The organism is Streptomyces sp. CC224B, assembly GCF_030010595.1.
In the GTDB taxonomy this organism is placed as follows: Bacteria; Actinomycetota; Actinomycetes; order Streptomycetales; family Streptomycetaceae; genus Streptomyces; species Streptomyces longispororuber.
Genome location: NZ_JASCXL010000003.1, coordinates 138,106 through 158,474 on the forward strand (window position 1 = coordinate 138,106; position 20,369 = coordinate 158,474).

16 protein-coding genes are annotated in these 20,369 nt (G+C 70.8%); 10 read left to right on the forward strand and 6 right to left on the reverse strand.

Annotated features, from left to right (window positions below; all coding sequences use genetic code 11):
• The first annotated feature begins 23 nt into the window (after positions 1-23).
• The 3 genes from QK440_RS02540 to QK440_RS02550 all read left to right on the forward strand — a co-directional run bounded on the left by QK440_RS02540 (position 24) and on the right by QK440_RS02550 (position 3,090).
• Positions 24-1,106 carry an inositol-3-phosphate synthase gene (locus tag QK440_RS02540; protein ID WP_282791251.1) on the forward strand — a complete coding sequence of 361 codons (1,083 nt, stop codon included), beginning with the start codon at positions 24-26 and terminating at the stop codon, positions 1,104-1,106.
• A 78-nt stretch (positions 1,107-1,184) separates the two neighbouring features.
• Complete coding sequence (locus QK440_RS02545; protein WP_282791252.1) at positions 1,185-2,450, forward strand: MFS transporter; 1,266 nt, start codon at positions 1,185-1,187, stop codon at positions 2,448-2,450.
• 127 nt (positions 2,451-2,577) lie between these two features.
• Positions 2,578-3,090 carry a hypothetical protein gene (locus tag QK440_RS02550; protein ID WP_282791253.1) on the forward strand — a complete coding sequence of 171 codons (513 nt, stop codon included), beginning with the start codon at positions 2,578-2,580 and terminating at the stop codon, positions 3,088-3,090.
• A 240-nt stretch (positions 3,091-3,330) separates the two neighbouring features.
• Here QK440_RS02550 and QK440_RS02555 read toward each other — a convergent pair whose 3' ends face one another.
• Positions 3,331-4,797: a CCA tRNA nucleotidyltransferase gene (locus tag QK440_RS02555; RefSeq protein ID WP_282791254.1), complete on the reverse strand. Its 1,467-nt coding sequence runs from the start codon at positions 4,795-4,797 to the stop codon at positions 3,331-3,333.
• Positions 4,798-5,024: 227 nt separating this feature from the next.
• On the opposite strand from QK440_RS02555, the gene QK440_RS02560 reads away from it, so the two are divergent.
• From QK440_RS02560 to trxA, 7 genes are all read left to right on the forward strand, one after another.
• Positions 5,025-7,499 carry a DUF6049 family protein gene (locus tag QK440_RS02560; RefSeq protein ID WP_282791255.1) on the forward strand — a complete coding sequence of 825 codons (2,475 nt, stop codon included), beginning with the start codon at positions 5,025-5,027 and terminating at the stop codon, positions 7,497-7,499.
• Positions 7,500-7,546: 47 nt separating this feature from the next.
• Positions 7,547-10,183 (forward strand): murein biosynthesis integral membrane protein MurJ, encoded by a 2,637-nt coding sequence (gene murJ, locus QK440_RS02565; protein ID WP_282791256.1) that lies wholly within the window; start codon positions 7,547-7,549, stop codon positions 10,181-10,183.
• Between the two features lie 118 nt (positions 10,184-10,301).
• A complete protein-coding gene (locus QK440_RS02570; RefSeq protein WP_282791257.1) occupies positions 10,302-12,002 on the forward strand; it encodes a protein kinase family protein in 1,701 nt (566 codons plus the stop codon).
• Positions 12,003-12,038: 36 nt separating this feature from the next.
• Positions 12,039-12,794, forward strand: coding sequence for an RNA polymerase sigma factor SigM (gene sigM, locus QK440_RS02575; RefSeq protein ID WP_282791258.1), 756 nt, complete (start codon positions 12,039-12,041; stop codon positions 12,792-12,794).
• Positions 12,791-13,888, forward strand: coding sequence for a hypothetical protein (locus tag QK440_RS02580; protein ID WP_282791259.1), 1,098 nt, complete (start codon positions 12,791-12,793; stop codon positions 13,886-13,888). Before sigM ends, QK440_RS02580 begins: the two co-directional genes overlap by 4 nt.
• A gap of 223 nt (positions 13,889-14,111) precedes the next feature.
• On the forward strand, positions 14,112-15,074 hold the full coding sequence (gene trxB, locus QK440_RS02585; RefSeq protein ID WP_282791260.1) for a thioredoxin-disulfide reductase: 963 nt from the start codon (positions 14,112-14,114) through the stop codon (positions 15,072-15,074).
• Between the two features lie 41 nt (positions 15,075-15,115).
• Positions 15,116-15,445, forward strand: coding sequence for a thioredoxin (trxA, locus tag QK440_RS02590; protein ID WP_282791261.1), 330 nt, complete (start codon positions 15,116-15,118; stop codon positions 15,443-15,445).
• Between the two features lie 147 nt (positions 15,446-15,592).
• Here trxA and QK440_RS02595 read toward each other — a convergent pair whose 3' ends face one another.
• From QK440_RS02595 to QK440_RS02615, 5 genes are all read right to left on the reverse strand, one after another.
• A complete protein-coding gene (locus QK440_RS02595) occupies positions 15,593-16,210 on the reverse strand; it encodes a GNAT family N-acetyltransferase (RefSeq protein ID WP_190134587.1) in 618 nt (205 codons plus the stop codon).
• Positions 16,211-16,592: 382 nt separating this feature from the next.
• Positions 16,593-17,702: a ParB/RepB/Spo0J family partition protein gene (locus tag QK440_RS02600; protein ID WP_282791262.1), complete on the reverse strand. Its 1,110-nt coding sequence runs from the start codon at positions 17,700-17,702 to the stop codon at positions 16,593-16,595.
• Positions 17,699-18,775: a ParA family protein gene (locus QK440_RS02605; RefSeq protein WP_282791277.1), complete on the reverse strand. Its 1,077-nt coding sequence runs from the start codon at positions 18,773-18,775 to the stop codon at positions 17,699-17,701. Before QK440_RS02605 ends, QK440_RS02600 begins: the two co-directional genes overlap by 4 nt.
• A gap of 263 nt (positions 18,776-19,038) precedes the next feature.
• Entirely contained in the window at positions 19,039-19,755 is a 717-nt protein-coding gene (rsmG, locus tag QK440_RS02610) for a 16S rRNA (guanine(527)-N(7))-methyltransferase RsmG (RefSeq protein WP_190134589.1), read from the reverse strand.
• Positions 19,756-19,852: 97 nt separating this feature from the next.
• A complete protein-coding gene (locus QK440_RS02615) occupies positions 19,853-20,362 on the reverse strand; it encodes a R3H domain-containing nucleic acid-binding protein (protein WP_282791263.1) in 510 nt (169 codons plus the stop codon).
• Between the last annotated feature and the right edge of the window lie 7 nt (positions 20,363-20,369).

Sequence of the window (20,369 nt, forward strand, 5' to 3'; positions counted from 1 at the left end):
AGATCACACAGGGAGCAACCGGAATGGGTTCGGTTCGCGTAGCCATCGTCGGCGTGGGCAACTGCGCCGCCTCGCTGGTCCAGGGCGTCGAGTACTACAAGGACGCCGACCCGGACACCAAGGTCCCGGGCCTGATGCACGTCCAGTTCGGCGACTACCACGTCAAGGACGTCGAGTTCGTGGCCGCCTTCGACGTCGACGCGAAGAAGGTCGGTCTCGACCTCGCGGACGCCATCGGTGCCAGCGAGAACAACACCATCAAGATCTGCGACGTGCCCCACACGGGCGTGCAGGTCCAGCGCGGCCACACCCTCGACGGTCTCGGCAAGTACTACCGCGAGACCATCGAGGAGTCCGCCGAGGCCCCCGTCGACGTCGTCCAGGTCCTCAAGGACAAGCAGGTCGACGTCCTCGTCTGCTACCTGCCCGTCGGTTCCGAGGACGCGGCGAAGTTCTACGCCCAGTGCGCCATCGACGCCAAGGTCGCCTTCGTCAACGCCCTCCCGGTCTTCATCGCCGGCACCAAGGAGTGGGCGGACAAGTTCACCGAGGCCGGCGTCCCGATCGTCGGTGACGACATCAAGTCGCAGGTCGGCGCCACCATCACGCACCGCGTCATGGCGAAGCTGTTCGAGGACCGCGGTGTCCGCCTCGAGCGCACGATGCAGCTCAACGTCGGCGGCAACATGGACTTCAAGAACATGCTGGAGCGCGACCGCCTCGAGTCGAAGAAGGTCTCGAAGACGCAGGCCGTCACCTCGCAGATCCCCGACCGCGAGCTGGGCGAGAAGAACGTCCACATCGGCCCGTCGGACTACGTCGCGTGGCTCGACGACCGCAAGTGGGCGTACGTCCGCCTCGAGGGCCGCGCCTTCGGCGACGTCCCGCTGAACCTGGAGTACAAGCTCGAGGTCTGGGACTCCCCGAACTCGGCCGGTGTCATCATCGACGCCCTGCGCGCCGCGAAGATCGCCAAGGACCGCGGCATCGGCGGCCCGATCCTGTCGGCGTCCTCGTACTTCATGAAGTCCCCGCCGGTCCAGTACTTCGACGACGAGGCCTTTGACAACGTCGAGAAGTTCATCAAGGGCGAGGTCGAGCGCTGAGCGCACCCACCCCGCGGTGAGTAGGGGTCCCCGGACGAACGCGTCCGGGGACCCTCGCCGTATGTGAGGCTGTCCCCCATGGCTGTCGTCGGTGACCTGCGCGTTCTGCTGCGCTTCCGCGACTTCCGGCGGCTGCTGGCCGTGCGGTTGCTGTCTCAGGGGGCGGACGGCGTCTACCAGGTCGCGCTCGCCACGTACGTGGTCTTCTCGCCGGAGAAGCAGACCTCGCCCGCGGCGATCGCGTCGGCGATGGCGGTGCTGCTGCTCCCGTACTCGCTCGTCGGCCCCTTCGCCGGCGTGCTGCTCGACCGCTGGCGGCGGCGCCAGGTCCTCGTCCACGGCAACGTGCTGCGGGCCGCGCTGGCATCCCTGACGGCCGTCCTGATGTTCAGCGGCGCGCCGGACTGGCTCTTCTACGCCTCCGCGCTGTGCGTCACCGCCGTCAACCGCTTCGTGCTCGCGGGGCTCTCCGCGGCCCTGCCGCGCGTCGTCGACACCGATCGCCTCGTCATGGCCAACGCGCTGTCGCCGACCGCCGGGACGCTGGCGGCGACCGCGGGCGGCGGCCTCGCCTTCGTCGTCCGCGTCGTCGTGGCCGACTCGGACGCGGCCGTCGTCCTCCTCGGCGCCGCGCTGTACCTGTGCTCCGCGCTCGCCGCCCTGCGCATGGCCCGCGGACTGCTCGGGCCCGACAGGGAGCTGGTGCGCCCCCGTCTCGCGGCAGCGCTCGCGGGCACCGCGCGCGGCCTGCTCGCGGGGGTACGCCATCTCGCGGCCCGGCGCCCCGCCGCCCACGCCCTGGTGTCGATGACCCTGATGCGGTTCTGCTTCGGCGCCCTGACGGTGATGGTGCTGATGCTGTGCCGGTACGCGTGGTCGTCGGGGGAGCCGGGCGGGGCCGACGGGCTCGCGCTGCTCGGGGTCGCCGTCGGGGCCTCCGGCACCGGCTTCTTCGTCGCCGCCGCGGTGACGCCGTGGGCGGTCGGCCGCTTCGGCGCCCGCGGCTGGATGGCGGTCTGCGCGGCCGCCGCCGCGGTGCTCGGCCCCGTCCTCCTGCTGCCGTTCGCTCCGGTCCCGGTTCTCGTGGCCGCCTTCGTCATCGGGTTCACCACTCAGGGCGCGAAGATCGCCACGGACACGGTCGTGCAGTCGACTGCCGACGACGGCTTCCGCGGCCGGATCTTCTCCCTGTACGACGTGTTGTTCAATGTCGCCTTTGTCGGAGCGGCGGGCGTGGCGGCCCTCATGCTGCCCCCGGACGGTGAATCGACCGCCCTGGTTGCGTCCGTGGCCTTGGTCTACGCAGCGGTTGCTACCGCTATGGTCAGATTTGAGGCCCAGTAAGTGTCACATCAATGCCACAGAGGCCCGCTGAGCTACGTCGCGCGCGCAGGAGCCGGATAGCTTACGGAGGTCTTTTCGCGCCATCGCGCTTCCGTCTCAGCGTCATGCTTCTTCTAGGGGGATCCCCGTGTCCACTCCGCCGCCCCAGGGCCAGAACCCGTTCGCCCAGGGCCAGCAGCCCTACGGCCAGCCGCAGGGCGCGGGCGCTCCGCAGCACCCGGGCGCGGCCCCGTACGGCCAGACGCCTCCGCCCTACCCGCAGCACCCGGGCGCCCCCCAGCAGGGCGTCCCCTTCTACCAGGGCGGCCCGGACCCGATAGCGCCGCCCAAGAAGAGCAAGAAGAAGTTCATCATCATCGGCGTGGCCGTCCTCGGCATCCTCGGCCTCGCGGGCGCCGCCGTCGTCGCCGGCCAGGACGAGGCCGCGGCGGCCGAGGTCGGGGACTGCATGAGCATCGGCAACCCGGACAGCACCACGGACCCCGACCTGAAGATCGTGGACTGCGGGGACACGAAGGCCAAGTACAAGGTCGTGCAGAAGAAGGAGAGCGGCTCCTGCGACCGCACGAAGTACGCGGAGTACCGGGAGACGGGCGCCGGTGACGACTTCACGCTCTGCCTGCGGCCGCACAAGCCGTAAGGCCATCGAGCCCTGGAGCCCGTAGAGCCCTGGAGCCCTAGAGCCCTGGAGCCGTAGTCATCGACCGCCCCATGGTGGGTCGAGGCGCCGAGGAGCGGCACCGAGGGGCCATGTTTCACGTGAAACATGGCCCCTCGGTGTATCTACGCCGCGCGTGCGACATCTCTCCCTATGTCCCTTGACGCACGAAAGGGGCGGTGTTTCACGTGAAACACCGCCCCTTGTGCCGCAAGACGCCCGTCAGCTCTCCGCGGCCCACCACTCCTTGAGCGCCGCGATCGCCGCGTCGCGCTCCATCGGCCCGTTCTCCAGGCGCAGCTCCAGCAGGAACTTGTAGGCCTTGCCGATCACCGGGCCCGGGCCCACGCCCAGGACCTCCATGATCTCGTTGCCGTCGAGGTCGGGGCGGATCGCGTCCAGCTCCTCCTGCTCCTTGAGGCGCGCGATGCGCTCCTCAAGGCCGTCGTACGCCCGCGACAGTGCGTTGGCCTTGCGCTTGTTGCGGGTCGTGCAGTCGGAGCGGGTCAGCTTGTGCAGCCGCTCCAGGAGCGGGCCCGCGTCGCGCACGTAGCGGCGTACGGCGGAGTCCGTCCACTCGCCGGTGCCGTAGCCGTGGAAGCGCAGGTGCAGCTCCACCAGGCGGGAGACGTCCTTGACGAGCTCGTTGGAGTACTTGAGCGCCGTCATCCTCTTCTTGGTCATCTTGGCGCCCACCACCTCGTGGTGGTGGAAGGAGACGCGGCCGTCCTCCTCGAAGCGGCGCGTCCTCGGCTTGCCGATGTCGTGGAGCAGCGCGGCGAGCCGCAGCGTCAGGTCGGGCCCGTCCGTCTCCAGATCCATCGCCTGCTCAAGGACGATCAAGGTGTGGTCGTAGACGTCCTTGTGGCGGTGGTGCTCGTCGCGCTCCAGGCGCAGCGCGGGCAGCTCCGGCAGGACGCGGGCGGCCAGGCCGGTGTCCACCAGGAGGGCGAGGCCCTTGCGCGGGTGCGCGGAGAGGATCAGCTTGTTCAGCTCGTCGCGGATGCGCTCGGCGGACACGATGTCGATGCGCTCGGCCATCGCCGTCATCGCGGCGACGACGTCCGGAGCCACGTCGAAGTCGAGCTGCGCGGCGAACCGCGCGGCCCGCATCATCCGCAGCGGGTCGTCGGAGAAGGACTCCTCAGGGGTCCCGGGGGTGCGCAGGACCCGCTCCGACAGGTCGTCGAGCCCGCCGTGCGGGTCGATGAACTCCTTCTCCGGGAGCGCCACGGCCATCGCGTTCACGGTGAAGTCGCGGCGCACGAGGTCTTCCTCGATGGAGTCGCCGTAGGACACCTCGGGCTTGCGGGAGGTCCGGTCGTACGCCTCCGAGCGGTAGGTCGTCACCTCGATCTGGAAGCGCTGCTCGGCGCCGTTCACGCGGGCGTCCTTCTGGCAGCCCACCGTGCCGAAGGCGATCCCGACCTCCCACACCGCGTCCGCCCACGGCCGGACGATCTTCAGTACGTCCTCGGGGCGGGCGTCCGTGGTGAAGTCCAGGTCGTTGCCGAGCCTGCCGAGGAGCGCGTCCCGGACCGAGCCGCCGACCAGGGCGAGCGAGAACCCGGCCTCCTGGAAGCGGCGGGCGAGGTCGTCCGCGACGGGTGAGACGCGCAGCAGCTCGCTCACAGCGCGGCTCTGCGCTTGGCTCAGGGCACGGGGATTGTCTTCGTTGGCGTTCGGCACAACAGAAAAGGGTACGTGCCCCGGCGGGCCCCGGCTTCCTCGATTTCCGCGGCCCCCGCGCCGGCCGTCCACGGCGCTCACCTCGGCCCTTCCAGCGGCCCCGGCACCGTCTTCCGATCTTGTGGAGTGGTCCGCGGCACTTAGGCCCTGCGCGTCTCGTTACCATGCGTGGACGCAGCAACCGACAACCACCGACACAGCGGACGACGACGAGGGACGGGCAACGCGTGGCCGAGGCGGCAGACTTCCCGGGGACCGGCCCCTCACCTGCCCACCGGTGGTTCCGGCGGGCGGCGACAGTGCTGGTCGGAGGGCCTCTGCTGGCCGGTCTGCTGCACCTGCCCGCGGACTCCGCCGCGTACGCCGCCGTGCCGGTGCCGGGGACGGCCGCGGCAGGCGCGAAGACCGCCGGGCAGGGCGCGCCGGGAAGCTCCGCCCAAGGCGTGCGGAACACCTCCGGCACCGTTGTACGGACGGGCCTCAAGGCCGAGGCCACCGGCTCCCGGACGGTCGACGTCTCCCTGGACTCCCTGACGCCCGGCGCTCCCCGTAAGGGCGACACCGTCACGGTCTCCGGCACGGTCACCAACGAAGGCCGCGAGCCGGTGACCAAGGCGCAGGTCGGCCTCCGTCTCGGGGCGCCCCTCGGCGGGCGGAGCGCGATCGACGCCGCCGCGCAGCGCGAGCGGTTCCAGCCGGGGTCCGACGGCACCGAGGTCGGCGGCAAGTACGTCCAGAAGTTCGCCAGGCTCGCCCCGGGCGTCCCGCAGCGCTTCAGCGTCTCGGTGCCCGTCAGCGCCCTCGATCTCGGCATCGACGGCGTCTACCAGCTCGGCGTGGCGCTGACCGGCCAGACGGCCGCCCAGCCGTACCCGCAGGTCCTCGGCATCGAGCGAACTTTCCTGCCCTGGCAGGACGGCGCGGCGGAGACGAAGACCAAGACCAAGACCACGTACCTGTGGCCGCTGATCTCCACCACCCACCTCACGGCCCGGACCCGCTCCGACGAACAGCAGACGCCCGTCTTCAAGAACGAGGACCTCGCCAAGGAGATCCAGCCCGGCGGCCGCCTCGCCCAGCTCGTGACGCTCGGCAGCCGGCTCGACGTAACCTGGGTGATCGACCCGGACCTGCTGGTGTCCGTCGACGCGATGTCGGAGAAGTACGACGTCGAGGGGCCGGACGGGACGACGGTGCCGGGCCGGTACCAGTCGGTCGCCAAGCAGTGGCTCAACGAGCTGCAGAAGACGGTCAAGGGCAAGAAGGTCGTCGCGCTGCCCTTCGCCGACCCCGACCTCGCCTCGCTCGCCCACAGCGGCAAGGCCGTCTCCGGGTCCCTCGGCCACCTCAAGGAGGCCACCGAGGTCGGACTCAAGGCGGTCACCTCGATCCTGCACGTCAAGGCGACGGCCGACTTCGCGTGGCCCGCGGAGGGCGCCGTCGACCCGTCGATCGTCGACGTCGCCACGTCGGCGGGCGCCCGCCGGGTGATCGCCCGCAGCGACAGCCTGCGCGAGACCAACAGCCTGCCCTACACGCCCAGTGCGGCCCGTCCCATCGGCGGCGGCACCACCGCCGTGGTCGCCGACGCCCGCCTGTCCACGGCCTTCCAGGGCGACATGACGCGGTCCGAGAACGCGACGCTGGCCGTCCAGGAGTTCCTGGCCCAGAGCCTCATGGTCACGCTGCAGGACAACAGGCAGCGCCACCTCGTCGTCGCCCCGCAGCGCACGCCCACCGCGAGCCAGGCCCAGGCGATGGCCACGGCCCTCAGGACCCTCGACGACGAGCGCTGGTCGCAGCCGCAGGACCTGTCCGCGGCCGCGAAGGCCAAGCCGGACCCGGCCGCCACCACGCAGGTGCCGTCGGCCGCCGCCTACCCGGCGTCGCTGCGCAAGCAGGAGATGCCCCGGTCCGCGTTCGAGAAGCTCCGGATCACCAAGGACAGGCTCGACCGGTTCAAGATGATCCTGTCCGAGCCGGACCGCGTGATCACGCCCTTCGGGCGGGCCATGGACCGCGAGATGTCCACGTCGTGGCGTGGCCGCCCCGGCGAGGCACGCGGCTTCCGCGAGGGCGTGCAGCAGTACCTGTCCGGCCTCATGCACCAGGTCGGGCTGATCAAGAAGTCCAACGCGAAGCTGTCAGGGCGCAGCGCGACGATCCCCGTGACGGTCCAGAACAACCTGGTCCAGGGGGTCGACCACCTCGTACTCCGGCTGACGTCGACGAACCCCACCCGCCTGAAGATCGGCGACGGCCTCTACGAGGAGCAGCCGGTCAAGATCACGGGCGGCGGTCACACCCAGTCCGTCAAGTTCACCACCACGGCCAACGCCAACGGCCGGGTGCCGGTCTACGCCCAGCTCTACACCGAGGACAACCAGCCCTACGGCGAGGCCGTACGGTTCGAGGTCAACGTCACCGAGATCACCCCCACAGTGATACTGGTCATCGCCGGCGGCGTCCTGCTGCTGGTCCTCGCCGGGTTCCGCATGTACACCCAGCGCAAGCGCGCGGCCCGGCTCCAGGCGGAGACCGGCCCGGACGGCGGCTCCGACGGGGACGACGGCACCGCGTCCGGCGCCGCCCCCGGCAGCGGTTCCGGCGGCGGCGATTCCGAGCAGCCGAGTGACCCGGCGCCGGACACCGCTCCCGAAAGCACCGAGGCGTCGCAGACGGGTGAGAGAGTGGACCGTTGAGCGATGTCGTGGCCGGTGGGCCCGCGGACCATGAGGTGGGGTAAACCATGAACGCGCCGTACGACGGTGAGCGCGGCCAGGGCGCGGGCGGCTCCGGCGCGGCCGGAGGCCAGCCTCCAGGCCCTCATGACGAAGGCCAGGTGCCGCACCAGCAGGCACCCGACGCCTACCTCCAGGACGCCTACGCGCAGGACCCCTACCGGGCCCAGGACCTCTCGGCCCAGGACCCGGTCACCGAGGCGCTCTACGACCACGCCGCGCACCCCCCGCCCCCGCCCGGCACGTACCAGGACCCCCAGCACCTCTACGCCCAGCCGCCGCCGTCGCCGCACGCCCCGGACCCCCGTGTGTGGGCGCAGACGCCGCCCCCGGAGCCGGACGGCGTGACCATGCACCTCCCGTACGGCGACGACCCCCGTACGACGCAGTACGTCGGGGTCGACGACCTGGTCAGCCAGGCCGGGGAGGAACGGCACCAGCCGGACGCCTTCGCGCACCTCTTCCGCGACCAGCAGAGCGGCGGCTACCCCGACCCGCGCGGCGCCGCACCGCACGAGCAGGACCCGCACCTGGGCAGCGGCTACCGCCCCGACCCTCGCGGCGAGGCCCACCAGCCCGGGAGCTACCCCGACCAGGGCCAGGCCGGCTACCCCGGCCAGCAGGGCGCCGGGCACCACGACCCGCGGCAGAGCGGCTACGAGGGCCGGCAGGCCGCCCCCGGCTATCCCGACCAGGGCGCCGCGTACCCCTACCAGCAGGGCGTCGCTCCCTACGCCGACCAGCAGGGCGGTGCGCCGTACGCGTATCCGCAGCAAGACCAGTACCACCCCCAGAGCGGCACCCCGTACGTGAACCACCAGAACACCCCCTACGCGCACCAGCAGCAGGGCGGCTACTACCAGGACCCCGACCCGCAGGGCGGCCCGTACCAGGACCCCCAGGCGTACGACCAGCAGTACGACATCGTGCGCCCGCCCGCGGAGTCCCCCACCGTCGCCATTCCGGCGGCGGCGGAGCCGGCGCCCGCCCCGGCCGCGCCCCCGGTGAAGTCCGGCGGCCGCGCGTCCAGCCTGCTGAAGTCCAGCGCCGTGATGGCCGCGGGCACGATGGTGTCCCGGCTCACCGGCTTCGTCCGCTCCGCGATGATCGTCTCGGCCCTCGGCATCGGCCTGCTCGGCGACACCTTCCAGGTCGCCTACCAGTTGCCGACGATGATCTACATCCTCACCGTGGGCGGCGGCCTCAACTCGGTCTTCGTGCCGCAGCTCGTGCGCGCCATGAAGGACGACAAGGACGGCGGCCAGGCGTACGCCAACCGCCTCCTGACCCTCGTCATGGTGGCGCTCGGCGTGCTGACCGTGATCGGCTGGTTCGCGGCGCCCTTCCTCGTGCACCTGCTGTCCACCCCGGTCGCGAGCGACCCGGACGCCAACGAGGTCGGGGTCACCTTCGTCCGCTACTTCCTGCCCTCGATCTTCTTCATGGGCCTCCACGTCGTCATGGGGCAGATCCTCAACGCGCACGGCAAGTTCGGCGCGATGATGTGGACGCCGGTCCTCAACAACGTCGTCATCATCGCGACGCTCGGCATGTTCCTGTGGGTGTACGGCACCTCCGAGAAGTCCGGCATCCGCGTCACGAACATCCCCGACGACGGCGTACGCCTCCTCGGCGTCGGCGTCCTGCTCGGACTCGTCGTCCAGTCGCTCGCGATGATCCCCTACCTGCGCGAGACCGGGTTCAAGCCGCGTCTGCGCTTCGACTGGAAGGGCCAGGGCCTCGGCAAGGCGGCCATGCTCGCCAAGTGGACGCTGTTCTTCGTCCTCGCCAACCAGGCCGGCGCGATCGTCGTGTCCCAGTTGGGCACCGCGGCGGTCAAGCACTCCGGCATGGACGGCACCGGCTTCTCCGCCTACTCCAACGCCCAGCTCATCTGGGGCCTGCCGCAGGCCATCATCACCGTCTCGCTCATGGCCGCCCTGCTGCCCCGCCTGGCGCGCTCCGCGCATGAGGGCGACACCGGCGCGGTCCGCGACGACATCTCGCAGGGCCTGCGCACCTCGGCCGTCGCGATCGTGCCGGTCGCCTTCAGCTTCGTCGCGCTCGGCATCCCGATGTGCACCCTGATGTTCGGCTCGTCCGGGATCAACGGCGCCACCCGCATGGGCTACATGCTGATGGCCTTCGGTCTCGGTCTGATCCCCTACTCCGTGCAGTACGTCGTCCTCCGCGCCTTCTACGCGTACGAGGACACCCGCACCCCCTTCTACAACACCGTCATCGTGGCCGCCTTCAACGCCGCCGCCTCCGGGCTCTGCTACGTGGTGCTGCCCGCCCGCTGGGCCGTAGCCGGCATGGCCGCTTCGTACGGCCTCGCCTACGCGATCGGGGTGGGGGTCGCCTGGCAGCGGCTGCGCAAGCGGCTGGGGGGCGACCTGGACGGCGCGAACGTGGTGCGTACGTACGCCCGCCTCGTGATCGCCTCGGTGCCGGGTGCGATTCTCGGTGCCGCGACCGGGTACGCGATCACGAAGGCGATGGGACAGGGCGTCATCGGCTCGCTGGCCGCGCTGGTCGCCGGCTGCGGCGTCCTCTTCGGGGTCTTCTTCCTCGTCGCACGGCGCCTGCGCATCCAGGAACTCAACTCCCTCGTCGGCACGGTACGGGGGCGCCTGGGACGCTGAGGCACGGCAGTCCGCACAACCATCGTCGGCCATCGCGTGTCGTGCATAGCGGCGGACTGTGGGCACAATTGGCTTCGGCGTCTGACGAAGCGCAACGGATGGGGAGGCAGGAACGACGGTGGCGGAACGGAGCACGGCTGCCGTCGACGTGGCAGATACCAGCGGTGAGCAGCCGCTGACCGCGAAGGCGGAGCAGGCCACGGCCGACGGGGTGGCCCAGACCCGGGAGCGGGACACGGCGGACGACAGCGCGGTGAAGAAGAAGGGGCGCTCGACCCCGACCGGGGCGACCACACCCCCCGAACTGCACAGCGGGCACAAACTCGCCAGGCGCTATCGCCTTGAGGAGTGCGTCACCCGTCTGGACGGTTTCAGCAGTTGGCGCGCGGTGGACGAGAAGCTCCGCCGGGCGGTGGGCGTGCACGTGCTGCCCGCCGACCACCCCCGCGCCCGCTCGGTCCTCGCCGCGGCCCGGTCCGCCGCGCTCCTCGGCGACCCGCGCTTCGTGCAGGTCCTGGACGCGGTCGAGGAGAACGACCTCGTCTACGTCGTACACGAATGGCTTCCGGACGCCACGGAGCTGACCACCCTCCTCGCCTCCGGTCCGCTGGAGGCCCATGACGCCTACCAGCTCGTCCACCAGGTCGCCCAGGCCATGGCGGCCGCCCACCGCGAAGGGCTCTCCCACCTTCGTCTGACGCCCGGGGCGGTCCTGCGCACGTCCTCCGGGCAGTACCGCATCCGCGGCCTCGCCGTGAACGCGGCGCTGCGCGGCATCAGCTCCGAGTCGCCCCAGCGCACCGACACGGAAGCCGTCGGCGCCCTCCTGTACGCCGCCCTGACCCAGCGCTGGCCGTACGAGAACGACGCGCACGGCCTGTCCGGGCTGCCCAAGGACGTCGGCCTGATCCCGCCGGACCAGGTCCGCGCCGGTGTGCACCGCGGTCTGTCCGAGCTCTGCATGCGCGCGCTGGTCAACGACGGCGCGACCGCGTCCCGCCAGGAGCCCGCCTGCGCCACCCCGGACGACCTGGTGAAGGCCATCGGCGAGATGCCCCGCGTCCGCCCCCCGGAGCCGGCCTTCACGGCTCCGCCCGAATACCAGCGCACGTCCTTCCAGCAGGGCTCCTACGGCCGCACCGCGCAGCCGCCGGGCGTCACCCAGCCCATCCCGCCGCCGCCCCCGCTGCAGAGCCGCACCGGCAAGGCGCTCAAGTGGGCGGTCTCCGCGCTGCTCATCGCGGCCCTCGGCCTCGGTAGCTGGCAGCTCGCGGACGCCCTGATGGACCGCGACGGGAAGTCGGGGGACTCGGGGACGACGCGGACGTCCGAAGGCGGCGACAAGAACAGGTCCAGGCCCGGCAAGCCGCTTCAGGTCGCGAACTCCCTGGCGAGCGGCATGGGTGGTGCGTTCAAGAAGTCCTACGAGAACGGCTCCTCGCTCTGGCGCACCTCGACGTACCAGGACGGGCCGCGCCTCGCCCCGTACCAGCCCGGCGCCGGCATCGTCTACGACCTGGGGTCGACGAAGGAGATCTCCGACGCGGAGATCGAGCTCCTCTACAGCGGCGACCGCACCTCGATCGAGCTGTACGCGTCCGATTCGATGTCGCCCACCGGCTCCGTCGGCTCCATGAAGAAGCTCGGCAAGGGCACCACGACCGGCTCCACCCTGAAGCTGAGGGCGGACGCCAAGGTGAAGACGCGGTACGTGCTCCTCTGGGTGACGGAGGTGCCGAGGGTCGCGGCCGAGCAGTACCGCGAACCCGGTTTCCGGCAGGCCATCAAGAACGTGCGGTTCAAGGGCTTCAAGGGCTGAGGGCCGGCACATCTCACCAGGGGGAGGGGGTTGGAGGTGGACGACGCCGCGCGCGACGAGCTGAGCGACCAGGACCTCCTGTCCCGGCACGTCGCCGGTGACACGGACGCCTTCGGTGAACTCGTCCGCCGCCACCGTGACCGGCTGTGGGCGGTGGCCCTGCGCACCCTGGGAGACCGTGAGGAGGCCGCGGACGCCGTCCAGGACGCCTTGGTCTCCGCCTACCGCGCCGCCCACACCTTCCGCGGCCAGTCCGCCGTGACCACCTGGCTGCACCGCATCACCGTGAACGCCTGCCTCGACCGGGCGCGCAAGGCCGCCTCCCGGAAAACCTCGCCCGTCGAGGACACCGAGCGCCTGGACCAGCTCCTGGAGCCGCACGAGTCCGCGGCGGCGCCGGTCGAGCGCGGCGACTTGCACCGCGAGCTCCTGCGGGCGCTGCGTACCCTGCCGCCGGACCAGCGTGCCGCCCTCGTCCTGGTGGACATGCAGGGCTACCCCGTGGCCGAAGCGGCCCGCGTCCTCGACATCCCCACCGGCACGGTGAAGAGCCGCTGCGCCCGGGGCAGAGCGAGGCTCCTGCCCCTCCTGACCCATCTGCGGACCGAACCGCCGGGCGAGAGCGGCGCGAGCAGCCCGGACAGCCAGGGCGGCGGCAAAAAGCCCGGCCCAGGAAGGAACCGGACGCAGGGGACAACCGTCCCACCGGCAGCGGGCCCCCCGCGTACGGAGGGTCCGCAGGACCCAGGACCCGATTCAGCGGCAGTGAAGGGCGGAGGTGGGCGAGCGTGACCACGACGACGGACTCGGCTGGGCACCCGGACGTCTCCGAGATCTCCGACCTCACCGAAGGCCTGCTCTCGCCGTCCCGCACCCACGACGTGCGACGCCACCTGGACGACTGCGCGCTCTGTACCGACGTCTACGACTCCCTCGAAGAGATCCGCGGCATGCTCGGCACGCTCCCCGGCGCCCCGCGCATGCCCGCCGACGTCGCGGAGCGCATCGACGCGGCGCTGGCGGCCGAGGCGCTCCTGGATGCCACGGTGGCCGACGGAGCGCGTACGCCCGCACGTGACGCCGACACGGCCGGGGAAGCGGTCAGCCAGGTGTCGGCCGCCGGGCCCGCCGTCGATGTTTCACGTGAAACATCGGCCGTCCGGGCGAGCACACCGGATTCCGCCTCGAAGGTCTCGGGCCCCGTGCCCGGCACACCGGACGACGCTGCGGAGGTCTCGGAGGCCGCCTCAGGCCCCTCGGCCACGTCCAGCATGCCGGTGGCGTCCACGGGCGCCACCTCGGGGAGCGGTACTCTCCGGCCGGCCGGGCACCCCCGCGCGGCCACCGGTCCGGGGCGCGGCGGGCGTCTGCGCGGCAGGCGACGCCGTACCGCCGTCCTCGGCGCCGTCGTGGGCGCGGCCGCTCTGAGCCTGGGCACGCTCCTGATCCAGCCGTGGGACAACGGCTCGAAGGGGACCACGGCCGGCCGGTCGGAGGGCGCGCACACGTTTTCCGAGGACAAGCTAGAGGACCGGGTCAGCAAGCTCCTGGCCAAGGAGCCCTCGATCACGGGCGTCGGTACCCCGCGTCCCCAGTCGAGCGTCGGCGCCCAGTCCAGCCCGAACGGCCCGAAAAAGGGCTCGACGATGCAGGACGACTATGTCCAGGTGCCCGCCTGTGTCGAGCGTGGCCTCGACGGCCGCACCCCGCTCGCCGCCGACAAGGGCACGTACGAGGGCAAGAGCGCCTACCTCGTCGTCGTCCCGCACGACTCCGACGGCGCGAAGGTGTCCGCGTACATCGTCGACGCCTCCTGTGTGAACGCGTCCTCGTCACCGGACGCGACCGGCAAGGTGCTGCTCACCGAGTCCTACGCCCGGGACTGAGCGGAACCTCTCCGCGGGCCCCGGGCCTTGCTCGCGCGTCTCGTCGGGCACGCTGGCCGTCCGGCGCCGGTCGGGCGCCCCCTGCGCGCCGTGCACGCCGCTTCCGTGTGCTCGGACACGTTTGGGAATGCGCGCCCCGTAGGATCCGTTGGGTGGGGTGAGAGCCCTGAGACAGGCACCCGCCAGCAGTACGCAGCAGTCTTCAGAGACGAGGAATCAAGCCGTGACCGACGTCCGTAACGTGATCATCATCGGCTCCGGGCCCGCCGGCTACACGGCGGCGCTCTACACCGCGCGCGCGTCCCTGAAGCCCCTGGTGTTCGAGGGTGCCGTCACCGCGGGCGGCGCGCTGATGAACACCACCGAGGTGGAGAACTTCCCCGGCTTCCAGGACGGCATCATGGGCCCGGAGCTCATGGACAACATGCGCGGGCAGGCGGAGCGCTTCGGTGCCGAACTCGTCCCCGACGACGTGGTCTCCGTGGACCTCACCGGTCAGATCAAGACCGTCACGGACACGGCCGGCACCGTCCACCGCGCGAAGGCGGTCATCGTGGCGACGGGTTCCCAGCACCGGAAGCTGAACCTGCCGAACGAGGACGCGCTGTCCGGCCGCGGTGTCTCCTGGTGCGCGACCTGCGACGGGTTCTTCTTCAAGGACCAGGACATCGCCGTCATCGGCGGTGGTGACACGGCGATGGAGGAGGCGACCTTCCTCTCCCGGTTCGCCAAGTCCGTCACCATCGTCCACCGCCGCGACAGCCTGCGTGCCTCCAAGGCGATGCAGGAGCGTGCCTTCGCCGACCCGAAGATCAAGTTCGTCTGGGACAGCGAGGTGGCCGAGATCAAGGGTGAGCAGAAGCTCTCCGGTCTCACCCTGCGCAACGTCAAGACGGGCGAGACGTCCGAGCTGCCGGTGACCGGCCTGTTCATCGCGATCGGCCACGACCCGCGCACCGAGCTCTTCAAGGACCAGCTCACGCTGGACGGCGAGGGCTACCTGGTGGTCGACGCGCCGTCGACCCGGACGAACGTCCCCGGTGTCTTCGCCTCCGGCGACGTCGTGGACCACACCTACCGCCAGGCGATCACCGCGGCGGGCACCGGCTGTGCCGCCGCCCTGGACGCCGAGCGCTTCCTCGCCGCCCTCGTGGACAGCGAGAGCGCCACCACCGCCGCTGTCTGATTCCCTCTCCCGCCCCACCCGCACCATGTGAGGAGCCCGCCGTGGCCGACCTGAAGAACGTGACCGACGCCTCCTTCGAAGAGGACGTCCTCAAGAGCGACAAGCCCGTCCTGGTGGACTTCTGGGCCGCCTGGTGCGGTCCGTGCCGCCAGATCGCGCCGTCGCTCGAGGCGATCGCCAAGGAGTACGGCGACAAGATCGAGATCGTCAAGCTCAACATCGACGAAAACCCGGGTACGGCCGCCAAGTACGGCGTGATGTCGATCCCGACGCTGAACGTCTACCGCAACGGCGAGGTCGCCAAGACCATCGTCGGCGCCAAGCCGAAGGCCGCCATCGAGCGCGACCTGGCGGACTTCATCGCCGAGTAAGGCACCGATCCATCGCTGCCGGTCGTGACAGCGGCGCACGATGTTTCACGTGAAACATCGAAGGGGTCGACCCCACGGGGTCGGCCCCTTCGCCTGTTCTGGCGGCGGCTCCGGTCCCCTGACGGGGCTGCCGTGGCACCGGCTCGGTCAGAGGGGCCGGAGGGCTGGTTCCTTCTGCACCGCTCCCAGGAGCCGGTCGAGGGCCATCTCCACGTCTTCCTTCCACGACAGCGTGGTGCGCAGCTCCAGTCGCAGACGGGGGTAGGCCGGGTGCGGCCGGACGGTCTTGAAGCCCACCGCGAGGAGATGGTCGGCGGGCAGCAGGCAGGCGGGCTTCTCCCAGCGCGCGTCGCCGAATGCCTCGATGGCCTTGAACCCGCGACGCAGCAGGTCCTTCGCGACCGTCTGCACGATGACGCGGCCGAGGCCCTGCCCCTGGTAACCCGGCATGATCCAGGCGGTCATGAGCTGGACGGCGTCAGGCGAGACGGGACTCGTGGGGAAGGCCGTGGAACGCGGCACGTAGGCGGGGGGCGCGTAGAGCACGAAGCCCACCGGTACCTCGTCGACGTAGACGACGCGGCCGCAGGACCCCCACTCCAGCAGGACGGCGGAGATCCACGCCTCCTTCTCCAGTTCGGGCGTGCCCGCCTTCAGCGCGGCTTGGCCGCTGACCGGGTCCAACTCCCAGAAGACGCACGCGCGGCAGCGCTTGGGAAGGTCCGGAAGGTTGTCCAGCGTGAGCGGTACGAGCCGTCGCCCCATGAAGGCGGTTCCTCACTTCCTTCGCCCGCGGCGCCACGGGCAGCCGTCAGTGCGCTCCGTTCCCTGAGCAGGCTTCCGACGAACCCACCGACCGCGCCCAGTCCGAGCCCGGCGGTCACCAGTCCGGTGCGGCTCACGGTTCGCATGGCCCTGCCTCCCCTTAGCGGTGCCGTCAGGTGATGCGCCATACCGAACGCATCGTATCCACGAAGTGATTGCATCGATACCGGAAGAAAGCAAAGAGCGGGCCGTGTTCCGGCACACACCGGACACGGCCCGCTTCCCTGAGCGTCACGCGGTTCAGCCACGCCGTCCGCCGGGCCTGAGGGGCCCTTGTGGCGGAGGGTTCTGGGGCTGTGGCGAGAAGGCTCTGAGGCTCGGCTCAGTCCTGCTCGTCCCCGGAGGCGTCCTCGACCTCGGCCAGGCCCCGCTTGAGGACCTGTCCCTCTTCGGGAGCGAGCGTGGAGAGGATGCGCTCCAGGTCCTCCAGCGAGGCGAAGTCGACGACGATCTTGCCCTTCTTCTGGCCGAGGTCGACCCGCACCCGGGTCTCGAACCGGTCGGAGAGGCGCGTGGCGAGGCTCGTCAGAGCGGGGGACACACGCGTCCCGGCCCGGGGTCCCTTGGCCTTCGGCTTCGTCTGGGGCCGCGACCCCATGAGGGTCACGATCTCCTCGACGGCCCGCACCGAGAGCCCCTCGGCCACGATCCGGTAGGCGAGCCGGTCCTGCTCCTCGGGATCCTCGACGGACAGCAGTGCCCGGGCGTGGCCCGCGGACAGCACACCCGCGGCGACGCGGTTCTGCACCTTCGGCGACAGCTTCAGGAGGCGCAGGGTGTTGGAGACCTGCGGCCGGGAACGGCCGATCCGGTCCGCCAACTGGTCATGCGTGCACTTGAAGTCCTTCAGGAGCTGGTCGTAGGCCGCTGCTTCTTCCAGCGGGTTGAGCTGGGCGCGGTGCAGGTTCTCCAGGAGCGCGTCCAGGAGGAGCTTGTCGTCCTCCGTCGCCCGCACGATGGCGGGGATGGCTTCCAGGCCGGCCTCACGGCACGCACGCCAGCGCCGCTCGCCCATGATGAGCTCGTACCGGGACGGGCCGAGCTGCCGTACGACGACGGGCTGGAGGAGTCCGACCTCCTTGATCGAGGTCACCAGTTCGGCGAGGGCGTCCTCGTCGAACACCTCACGCGGCTGCCGCGGGTTGGGCGTGATGAAGTCGAGCGGCAGCTCCGCGAAGTGTGCCCCGGCCGGCTGGCGCAGTTCCTCCACCGTGTCGCCGACGGGCTCCTCCGCTTCCCGCGGCACGGACACGGAGCCCTGCGGCAGCGAGGTCACCTTGGCCGCCGCCACCCCGCGCTCCGCGGTGAGCACGGGCACGGCGGTGGGCGAGGTGGACACCCCGTTCGTACTCGGCGCGACCGACTTCTCTGTGGGAGCCGCAGGGATCAGAGCGCCAAGGCCCCGCCCCAGCCCTCTCCGTCGCTCGCTCACTGGATCCCCTCCGTCATGGTGTGCTGGTCTTTCTGCGTGCCCGCGGCGCCGTGCTGCACGTCGTACCGTACGCCGACCCCGCGCAACGCGATCTCTCGCGCCGCCTCGAAGTACGAGAGGGCACCGCTGGAGCCTGGATCGTAGGTCAGCACGGTCTGGCCGTAGCTGGGGGCCTCGGAGATGCGCACGGAGCGCGGGATGCTCGTTCTCAGCACCTCGTCACCGAAGTGGCTCCGCACCTCCTCAGCCACCTGGGAGGCGAGCCGGGTCCGGCCGTCGTACATGGTGAGCAGGATCGTCGACACGTGCAGGCCCGGATTGAGGTGCCCGCGCACCAGGTCGACGTTGCGCAGGAGCTGACCGAGGCCTTCCAGGGCGTAGTACTCGCACTGGATCGGGATCAGCACCTCCGCACCGGCCACCAGGGCGTTCACCGTCAACAGCCCCAAGGAGGGCGGGCAGTCGATGAGGATGTAGTCCAGCGGCTGCTCATACGCCTGGATCGCCCGTTGCAGCCGGCTCTCGCGGGCCACCAGCGACACCAGTTCGATCTCCGCACCGGCGAGATCGATGGTGGCCGGGGCGCAGAAGAGGCCCTCGACATCCGGGACGGGCTGGACAACCTCGGCAAGAGGCTTGCTCTCCACCAACACGTCGTAGATGGACGGGACTTCGGCGTGGTGGTCGATACCGAGGGCCGTGGAGGCGTTCCCCTGCGGGTCCAGGTCGATCACCAGAACGCGCGCGCCGTGCAAGGCCAGCGAGGCGGCAAGGTTGACCGTGGTGGTCGTCTTGCCTACTCCACCCTTCTGGTTGGCGATGACCATGACGCGGGTCTGCTCGGGCCGTGGCAGGCCCTCGCCCGCGCGCCCAAGCGCTTCCACCGCCAGCTGGGCAGCGCGACCAATGGGGGTGTCGTCCATCGGGCTCGGTGTTTCACGTGAAACATCCTCCCCCACCGACTCGGTACGGGGGCCGGGGACCGGTTCGGTCATCGGTCCCGCGATGTTGGCGTCGGACCGCAAGGATTCACTCTCCTCGACTTCAGGCTCGCAATGAACAGAGCCTCCCATGCTTTCGGGGTCGTGAACCAGCGAGGCCCGGTCTTCTGTGGACGAATCCGTCTCTGTGGACAACTCCGTTCCCTTATCGAGGGAACCAAGTGGCCGACGCTCGCGAGGTTCGGCAGCGCGACCGCGACTGATGATGCCATGCAGCAGTGAGCGACGTTTCACGTGAAACACGATGCACGGCAACCGGGGTGCCGCTGGTGCGACACCCCGGTATGCGTACGTTTGACAGCTTTTGTGGAGTACGGCTCGTCGTCCGGGACGGATCAGCGACGGCGGCGGGTCCGCCCCGTCCGTGCGGCCTTGGCACGCTTGGCGGCGAAGCGCACACCGCCCGGGCTCTCGCCCACCTCGACGCGCACGACGGTGGACAGCGGGTCCACGATCCCCTCGCCCACCTGAACCACGGACACGGATTCGGCGCCGAGCTTGCTCAGCGCGGCTCCTGCCGCCTTGACCTCTTCCTCGGCGGTGTCGCCCTTGAGCGCCAGCATCTCGCCGTAGGGACGCAGCAGCGGGACCCCCCACCCGGCGAGGCGGTCCAGCGGGGCCACGGCGCGCGCGGTCACCACGTGGACGGGCGGCAGCTTGCCGAGAACCTCCTCGGCACGGCCACGGACGACCGTCACATGGTCGAGGCCCAGGAGCTCGACGACCTCGCTGAGGAAGTTCGTGCGCCGCAGCAGCGGCTCAAGAAGCGTGATCTTGAGGTCCGGGCGCACGAGGGCGAGCGGGATACCGGGCAGCCCGGCACCGGAGCCCACGTCGCACACCGTCACGCCCTCGGGAACCACCTCGGACAGCACGGCGCAGTTCAGCAGGTGCCGCTCCCACAGCCGGGGAACCTCACGGGGGCCGATCAGGCCGCGCCGCACTCCCGCCTCGGCGAGCAGCTCCGCATACCGGACCGCGTCCGGGAACCGCTCGCCGAAAACCGTGCGCGCCTGCTCCGGCGCCGGGGGGAGCTCCGCTTCCTCCGTCACGGGGACCGTCCTTCCGTACCGCACTGGGTCGCTGACTATCAGGCTGACAAAGACCGGCCCCGTCTGCGAACAGACGGGGCCGGGAACGAGCTGCCGATCAGGCGGGGAGAACCACGACGAAGCGCTGCGGCTCCTCGCCCTCGGACTCGCTGCGCAGGCCGGCGGCCTTGACCGCGTCGTGCACGACCTTGCGCTCGAAGGGCGTCATCGGCTGGAGCTGCACCGGCTCGCCGGAGCTCTTCGCGTCCGCGGCGGCCTTGGCGCCCAGCTCGGACAGCTCCTCGCGCTTCTGGGCGCGGTAGCCCGCGATGTCCAGCATCAGACGGCTGCGGTCGCCGGTCTCCCGGTGCACCGCGAGCCGGGTCAGCTCCTGGAGCGCCTCCAGGACCTCACCGTCGCGGCCGACCAGCTTCTGCAGGTCACGGCTGCCGGTGTCGCTGATGATCGACACGGCGGCGCGGTCGGCCTCGACGTCCATGTCGATGTCGCCGTCGAGGTCGGCGATGTCCAGCAGACCCTCGAGGTAGTCCGCCGCGATCTCCCCCTCCTGCTCGAGGCGGGTGAGGGTGTCGCCGGCCTCAGCGGAGGTGGTGGTGCCTTCCGTCACGGGATGG